The following is a 6,924-nucleotide window of genomic DNA, read 5'->3' as shown; positions in this document are numbered from 1 at the left end:
GGCTGGCGCCGATCTCGGCATGGACGCTCAAGCTCGCGGCATCAATGGCGACCGGGCGTCCGAAGCCATACAGCCAGCAGGCAACCGATTCCAGCGCGCCAAGCTCTTGGTCGAGGTTTCGGGTCAGCAGCTGGATCTGCGGAACCAGGGCCTGTGCGGCCGTGGCCGACATGCCGGGAACGACGGACTGCTGCTCGGCAGTACTGGAGACGAATGCGATCGTCCGCCGCGGCCCCCGGGTCTCGATGACAGCCACCGGCACGGCGTCCGGTGGAGACAGCGCCTCCAACGGGAGCTTGGGCAAATTGACCGTGAGCCAGAGCATGGACTGACCGTCATGCCGCGAAACGAAACGGCGCCACGACGGTGTCGCCGCCTCGAGCGCCCCGGCAACGCTCAACCGTAATCCGCAGGCCCTCATGGGATGGCTGTACATCGAGGCGCACCGCCGGAGTGGAATCCGCCTCCGCTGCTTCGCCGTGCATGAGGAACGCGATCGCCTTGCCGGTGTCTGCCGCGACCTGCAGCCGGCGCACGATCGGTGCCGCAAGCGCGGGGATCCAGAGCGCGACACCACCGAACAGGCCCGATCGAAGCAGCTGCTCGGTCGACCAGAGTGCGTCGATGCGGTCCTTGGGATCGATCCAGGCCAAACGGGTCAGCACCACGCCTTCGTCACGCAGTGCCGGGGCATAGGGAACAAAGGGTGGCGCCACCAGCGCCACATGCCGGCCAGCTGCCGTCATGCGAGCCAGGGCCGGCGTCAGCAGGGAGATGCCCAAACCGCTGCTCGATGCGATGATTTGACTGACCGCACTGATCGGCCAGCCGCCGTTCAAAGCGCGGTTCAGGCCTTCATATCCCGTTGGCTCGGTGGGCGGACGGTCACGACCGAGCCCCCGGGTAACACCCGGGATTTGCGGCCACGCTCGGACGCGGGGCACTGGCCCTGTCATGAACGAAGCTGCTGGTGGCTTTGAGGGGAAGCAACCCGGAACATGGATTTACACGAATATGTATGGACATACATAATCAACCAACTGCCGAAGCGTCGCAAGACGTTGACCGCCCCTGCCCATGACGCCGAAAGGAATTTGACCGGTCGACGCCGTCGATTGCCGCGATTTCTCGCCGCCGCCTGCGCAGCGACGGTGGCCGGCGCGGCGTTCGGCAACTTGGCGGTCAGGGCGGACGCTTCAGATGCCAATTTGTGGAAATCACTGTTTCAAGGACAGGTTCTTCTCGTCGGGGAAACCCATCAGCGCGAGGGCTCGCTTCACCTGATGCGCCGGGTCGTCGAGATGACACGGGCGACGCACGCCTGCGTGACGCTGGCGGTGGAGGTGGCGGCAGACCAGCAAGGTGCCCTTGACCGCGTCGTGGCGGGTGTTGCATCGGTTCAGGCCGTCGCGGTCTGGGATGCGCTCGATTTTCCGGCCTACCGGGTCTTCCTCGACGAGATGCTGCAGCTCAGCGCTCGGGCACCCTGCTTTCGTGTGGTCGCGGCCGATCTTCCCGTGGAGGTTCCCGGCCTGCGCGACGAGGCAATGGCGAAAGCCGTCATCGAAGCCAGTCGAACGGGTGCATTCGTGGTCGGCCAGTTCGGCGCGCTGCACACCGCGAGGGGGCTTCGGTACAGCAGCGCACCCGAGGAGCGAAATCTGGCCGATCAGTTGGAAGCGGCCGCGCTCGAAGTCTGGATTCTTGGAGAGCACTGGTCGAAGTCCTGCAAAGGCACCCTGAGCGGACCTCAATCTGCGACCGCCAAAGCATACGCGCGCGACCTTGGGCGGATCATCAACGGGCGGATTCTTGGGGGACTGCTCGCAGATGCCGTACAAAGCCTTTGCCTGCCGGTCAATCAAACCCGGTGACCGCCATTCCGAAGACGCGGGCTACACTCAATCCATGTGCGGACGCTACAACATCATTCCCGATGCATCTGCCTGGGCAGACGTCGGGGAGTTGCTGTCACCCGAGATCCTGGAAGCACTCCGTGCGCTGGCGCCCCGCTACAACGTCGCGCCGACGCAGACCCTTCCGATCATCGTCATGGGTGATGAAGGAAGGCCCGTTCTGATCGAGGCGCGCTGGGGCTTCATCCCCCACTACTGGACCAAGTCCACCCCGCCGCCGATGACGACCAATGCCCGATCCGAAACGGCCGCGACGAAACCGATGTGGAAGTACGCCTGGCGGAATCAGCGCTGCTTGATCCCTGCTTCCGGATGGTACGAGTGGTTCGTGTTGGAAGATGGAAGATCGCGGCCTCCGCGGATTCCGCACCTCGTCCGGAAGGAGGACGGCAAGCACATCTTGTTTGCGGGCTTGTGGTCGATGCATGGCAACCTGCCCACCTGCAGCATCGTCACCATCAAATCGCCACCTAGCGTCGCTGAAATACATTCGCGGACGCCTGTCGTGTTGCATCCAGACTATTGGAACGCCTGGATCGACCCTGCCGAGAACAATCCCGATGCTGTCAGCGACATGATCCAGAACGGTGCCACAAAGCGGTTTGTTCTGCGTACCGTGGGGCCTGCGGTCGGGAACTCGCGCAATCAGGGGGCGGACCTGATCGAGCCGTACGAGTGGGAGCAGATGACGCTTCAGGGCAAAGTGACAGTCGACGAAGACGTTTTGCGCTGGCTCACCGAGACGCCCGCTGACGAACTTCGCCGAGCCTTGGCGGCACGCCTGGACAAGGCACCGCTTCCATCGGCTGCCGAGCGCCGGCTGTGGTTCAGGACCATCGAGGATCGGGATGACGCCGAGGCTCTCGCCGATCTCATGGCGATGATTCGGGACAGTCTCAGGGCGACGAAGACGGTCATCCCTAAACCACCGCCGGATAAGCCACAACAGTCGCTCTTCTAAGCGACGACTGGAAGATATCCAATCGACAGGTGATCCGATCGGAGGCGATCGCACGGAAATTCGAGAATCGCCATCTCAAGATGAAGAACGCCAGCGCGGCATAGTTGAAATGGCTTTGCCGCGGAAAAATACCGATCGGGTCGCCTGGAAGCGACGAATACATCGATCACTTGACGTCGCAGCTAGGCACTTATTCCGTTAAAGGCTCCGATCGATACGACGAAACGAACGGTCGCTTTGTGCCATTAGAGGTCCTCCGCGACTGACCGCTTCCGAACCCTGAAGAAATCGCCGCGACCCTCGCCAGGTCCGCGCTACGCAATCCCCTCCTCTCTTTGGGAGCGAGAACGCGCGGCCACTCGCCCTCTACGGTCAAGGTCCGGGACTTCGATCCCGGCTAAAAACTGATTTGCCGCCGCGCGCCGCTGGCAGCCCGAGAGTAGGAAGCAAGCTCGCGCCCGTCGCCTGGAAGATCGGCCACACCGAGGAAGCAAGGGAAACTTCCCGCGCGAGCTGTCCAAACAGATGGCCGATGCCGGCCTGTTCCGCATTTCCTGCAAGTTATCGTCTGTACTGTCGGGTGAGGCCGATCCAGGACGGCGGGGCACGGAAATCAGCCGGCAGTAGTGGGGGCGCTCGTCCCGCGATCCGAACGAAGCAGCGTGATCGCAATCATGACCATCGATGCCATCGTCAGGGGAGCCACCAGGACCGCTACCACGTACCCGATCGCATCGAACACATTGCCGTGTGCGCCAAAGGCCTTTGCGTAGCCGCCTGTCAGGCAGTGGACGTTTCCGAAGGGCACGCAGAAGTAGAAGATGGTGTTGCCCCAAACGGTTGCAATAAGCGCATAGGCGATCATTGTTTTCTGGATTCCCGACATCCTTGGCAGGATCGATGCTCCGAAGGCGCAGAGCAAGCCGTTGAGAATCGGACCGACGTGGGCTTCCGCCCATCCGTGCTTGTCGCCCGGCATGTTGACGTCGAACGCGAACAACGGCCACACGTTCACCTCCTGCAGCTGGGCGAACGCGAAGAACCACCCGCCGATCAGTCCGACAAGGACGCCCAGGGCGGCATGGCCCTGCATGGTCTTCTGAAGCGATTGGGTTCGGATATCCGGATCGTTATGTAGCATTTGCTTCTCCTGAGTGAATGAAAAGGTCGGCGATTTCTTGTGGCTTTGATCGCGTTTGCGTATTCCGGGAATGATGATCAGTGATTAGCTCACTGCCTCAGCGACCCTCGAGTTCTGGCGGCTTGTTGTCTTTGAGCGCCTTCAAACCGATGGACAGGTCGCGCGAGGTCCAGATCGGCTTCTGCACTGCATCCATCGCGTCATCTGCAGCCTTGACGCCTTGGTTCATGCTGAGCAAGGCGAGTTTTTTGGTCGCGCCGTGCGCGACCGTAGGTCCCTTCGCTAGTTCCTGAGCGATCTCGAGCGTCTTGGCTTCGAGCTCGTCCTCCGGCACGACCAGGTTCACCAGGTTCCACCGTTCGAGCGTGGCAGGGTCGTAGCGGCGGGCCAGCATCGCCATCTCCTTGGCACGCAGGGCACCGGCGCGCTGCGTCACACGCTGCACGGCACCGGCCAGCGGGTGAATGCCGAGCATGGCTTCGACCGAACCGATCTTCGCCGTCGACGCAGAGATGACGTAGTCACATGCCAAGGCCAACTCGAAACCGCCACCGACACAGGTGCCGTGAATGCTGGCGACAATGGGGATCGGAAGATTTTCGAAGGCGTCTAGGAAAACTTCGGCATCGAACGCTGAAGGCTTGACGCCTGTCTGCACGCTTTCTTCGAACATCTGGATCTCGGCCCCGGCCGAGAAGTGGCGCAGACCGCTGCGAATGATGATGGCGCGGGCGCCCGCGGCATGAGCTGCCTTCAGTTCCTTGTAGATCGCCTCGAGCAGGATCGACCCGAGCAAGTTGTGCGGCCGGCGTACCAACGACAGCACAGCGACCTTGCCCTCCATGCGGCTTTCAATCACGCCTTCGACTGACATTCAATTCTCCTACCTGAATTTGAGGTGACTTCCTGCGGAAAGCGGTCTCAGGCCGCCCTTGTCTGGGTGCTCTGAAGCTGGGGATCGGAGAGCAGGACCTTGGCTTCGATCAGACGATCGATCTGCTGATCACTCAGTCCAATTCCCTTGCAGATCTCGCGGTTGTGCTCACCGCGCAGCGCCGGAGAGCCGCTCGGTTCCAGCTCGTCCCGCGAGAACCGCCAGGGAGACCCGGAAATGCGATAGGTGCCGCCGGCGCGATCGGGGATCTCCTGGACGGCGCCCCAGTACTCGGCCCATTCGGAATTGGCCAGGTCTCCAAGGGTGCGCAGCTCGCCCATGGCGATCTTCGCTTCGTCGAACTGCGCGTCGAGATCGCGGATGTCGCGGAACGTGTAGATCCACGCCTGGATGATCGCGTGCAGCTCCTTTCGATTGGCGGCACGGTCGGCGGCGGTGGAGAATCGCGGATCCGTCATCAGGTCCGGGCGGCGCATCGCCTGGACGTAGAACGGGAACGTCAGTGACTGCACCATGCTGATGGCAGTCAGGAACGGCTCGCCGCCAGGCCCCACGAAGAACGGACAGTCGGTCGCACCCAAAATGGCAGGCTCCGCCCCGAGCTCGAGGTTGCCCAGATCAACGTGCGCGCGCTCATTGATCGACATCAGCGTTGCTGCCATCGATACATCGACGTACTGGCCCACGCCCGAGGTGGCGCGACCCTGCAGTCCGGCCAGGGCCGCGATGGTCGCCTGGAGGCCCGCATAGACATCCGCGTGCGACAAACTGTCGGTCCTGGGTTCGGTCAGCGCTTCACCGTAGTGCCCCAAGCTGTGCCGAGTGAGTCCGACCTCGGCTTGCACGGTTGGCGCGTAGGCCATCCGGCCACGCCAGGGACCGCCTTGGCCATAACCTGTAATCGCTACGTAGATCAGGCCTGGATTGCGGGCAGACATGACCTCGTAGTCGATGTCGAAAGCCTTCAGCGTTCCAGCTCGAAAGTTCTCGACGACGATGTCAGCCCCATCGCACAACTGAAGTGCCAGTTCCCGCGCGCCCGGGACATTGAGATCGATGCTGATGTTGCGCTTGCCCGCGTTCTGCTGGGCGTAATAGCCCGACATGCCCGCCTTGTACGGGGCGGCGTAGCGCGAGATGTCGCCGCGCGGCGGTTCGATCTTGATGATCTCGGCACCCAGCTCATGCAACATCCGTGTGCACAGTGGGCCCGCCAGAACGCGTGAAAAATCGACGACGCGAATCCCCTTGAGCGGTCCGCTCATGTCAGCGCCCCTGATACGCGGCGGTACCGGGCATGCCGGTCGCCTTCAATGCGGCCAGGCCAATCTTGAGGTCTTCGGAGGTCCACAGCGGCTTCTGCAGTTCGACCATGGCGGCGTCGGCCGCCTTGATTCCCTGATGCATCGCAATGGATGCGAGCTTCTTGGTCGCGATATGGGCGAGAGTGGGCCCGGCCGCAAGCTGCTGGGCGATCGACATCGCAGTGTCTTCGACCCGCTCATCCGCCACCACCAGGTTCACCAGTCCCAGTTGTTCAAGCTCTTGAGGAGTATGGTCGCGCAGGACCTCGATCTCCTGGGCCAGGCGGTGCAGTTCGGCAACAGCGTGATCGAGACTCGCGTCGCCCTCGATGCGGCGCAGGTGAGCGGTCGTCGAAACCACTACGTAGTCGCAGGCCAGGGCCAGTTCGTAACCGCCGCCTACACACTTGCCGCGAACGGCAGCGACGATCGGCAGCGGAAATTCATCGAACTGGGTCAGCAGCCCAAGAACTTCTCCTGCTCCCCTGTCCTGTCCGCTCAACTCGCGCTTGACCTGGGCAGTCTGGTCACCATCGGAAAAGTCGGCCAAGTTGCTGCAAAGCAAAACGGCCCGCGTGCCGGCTTTGCGCGCCTGCTCCAACTCCGTAAGCAGGGCCGTCAGGAGCGCTTGGGTCAGAACGTTGCGGGGCGGCGCCTGCAGGGATAGGACCGCCAGCCCTCCGCGTCGCGCATGGTCGATCAAGGGC

The 6,924-nt window shown here is 62.5% G+C and carries 7 protein-coding genes and 1 pseudogene; 2 read left to right on the top strand and 6 right to left on the bottom strand.

What is annotated here, in order from left to right; all coding sequences use genetic code 11:
- Together QZY06_RS06980 and imuA are read right to left on the bottom strand one after the other, a co-directional pair.
- Nucleotides 1-325: pseudogene (locus tag QZY06_RS06980) on the bottom strand (hypothetical protein); the annotation flags it as partial.
- A gap of 10 nt (nt 326-335) precedes the next feature.
- Nucleotides 336-956 (bottom strand): translesion DNA synthesis-associated protein ImuA, encoded by a 621-nt coding sequence (gene imuA / locus QZY06_RS06975; RefSeq protein WP_295682056.1) that lies wholly within the window; start codon nt 954-956, stop codon nt 336-338.
- A gap of 42 nt (nt 957-998) precedes the next feature.
- Here imuA and QZY06_RS06970 point away from each other — a divergent pair, with 42 nt between their 5' ends.
- On the top strand, nt 999-1,874 hold the full coding sequence (locus tag QZY06_RS06970) for a hypothetical protein (RefSeq protein WP_295682054.1): 876 nt from the start codon (nt 999-1,001) through the stop codon (nt 1,872-1,874).
- Complete coding sequence (locus QZY06_RS06965) at nt 1,831-2,877, top strand: SOS response-associated peptidase (protein ID WP_295682052.1); 1,047 nt, start codon at nt 1,831-1,833, stop codon at nt 2,875-2,877. The genes QZY06_RS06970 and QZY06_RS06965 overlap by 44 nt, the downstream gene beginning before the upstream one ends.
- 613 nt (nt 2,878-3,490) lie before the next feature.
- Here the strand turns inward: QZY06_RS06965 and QZY06_RS06960 are convergent.
- The 4 genes from QZY06_RS06960 to QZY06_RS06945 all read right to left on the bottom strand — a co-directional run.
- Nucleotides 3,491-4,018, bottom strand: a complete 528-nt coding sequence (locus tag QZY06_RS06960; protein WP_295682050.1) for a hypothetical protein — start codon at nt 4,016-4,018, stop codon at nt 3,491-3,493.
- A 97-nt stretch (nt 4,019-4,115) separates the two neighbouring features.
- Nucleotides 4,116-4,892 carry an enoyl-CoA hydratase/isomerase family protein gene (locus tag QZY06_RS06955; RefSeq protein WP_295682049.1) on the bottom strand — a complete coding sequence of 259 codons (777 nt, stop codon included), beginning with the start codon at nt 4,890-4,892 and terminating at the stop codon, nt 4,116-4,118.
- Nucleotides 4,893-4,939: 47 nt separating this feature from the next.
- Nucleotides 4,940-6,178: a CaiB/BaiF CoA-transferase family protein gene (locus QZY06_RS06950; protein ID WP_295682047.1), complete on the bottom strand. Its 1,239-nt coding sequence runs from the start codon at nt 6,176-6,178 to the stop codon at nt 4,940-4,942.
- A gap of 1 nt (nt 6,179) precedes the next feature.
- The coding region (locus QZY06_RS06945; RefSeq protein WP_295682044.1) for an enoyl-CoA hydratase-related protein at nt 6,180-6,924 on the bottom strand (745 nt) is incomplete at its 5' end.

This window comes from uncultured Nevskia sp., assembly GCF_903885465.1.
GTDB lineage: Bacteria > Pseudomonadota > Gammaproteobacteria > Nevskiales > Nevskiaceae > Nevskia.
Note: the sequence above shows the minus strand (reverse complement) of the source record. Positions and strands in the feature narration are given on the sequence as shown.

What these genes read in the sequence shown, in the direction of transcription:
- imuA (WP_295682056.1), bottom strand. Translation starts at nt 956, where the DNA reads ATGACAGGGCCAGTGCCCCGCGTCCGAGCGTGGCCGCAAATCCCGGGT.
- QZY06_RS06970 (WP_295682054.1), top strand. Translation starts at nt 999, where the DNA reads ATGGATTTACACGAATATGTATGGACATACATAATCAACCAACTGCCG.
- QZY06_RS06965 (WP_295682052.1), top strand. Translation starts at nt 1,831, where the DNA reads ATGCCGTACAAAGCCTTTGCCTGCCGGTCAATCAAACCCGGTGACCGC.
- QZY06_RS06960 (WP_295682050.1), bottom strand. Translation starts at nt 4,018, where the DNA reads ATGCTACATAACGATCCGGATATCCGAACCCAATCGCTTCAGAAGACC.
- QZY06_RS06955 (WP_295682049.1), bottom strand. Translation starts at nt 4,892, where the DNA reads ATGTCAGTCGAAGGCGTGATTGAAAGCCGCATGGAGGGCAAGGTCGCT.
- QZY06_RS06950 (WP_295682047.1), bottom strand. Translation starts at nt 6,178, where the DNA reads ATGAGCGGACCGCTCAAGGGGATTCGCGTCGTCGATTTTTCACGCGTT.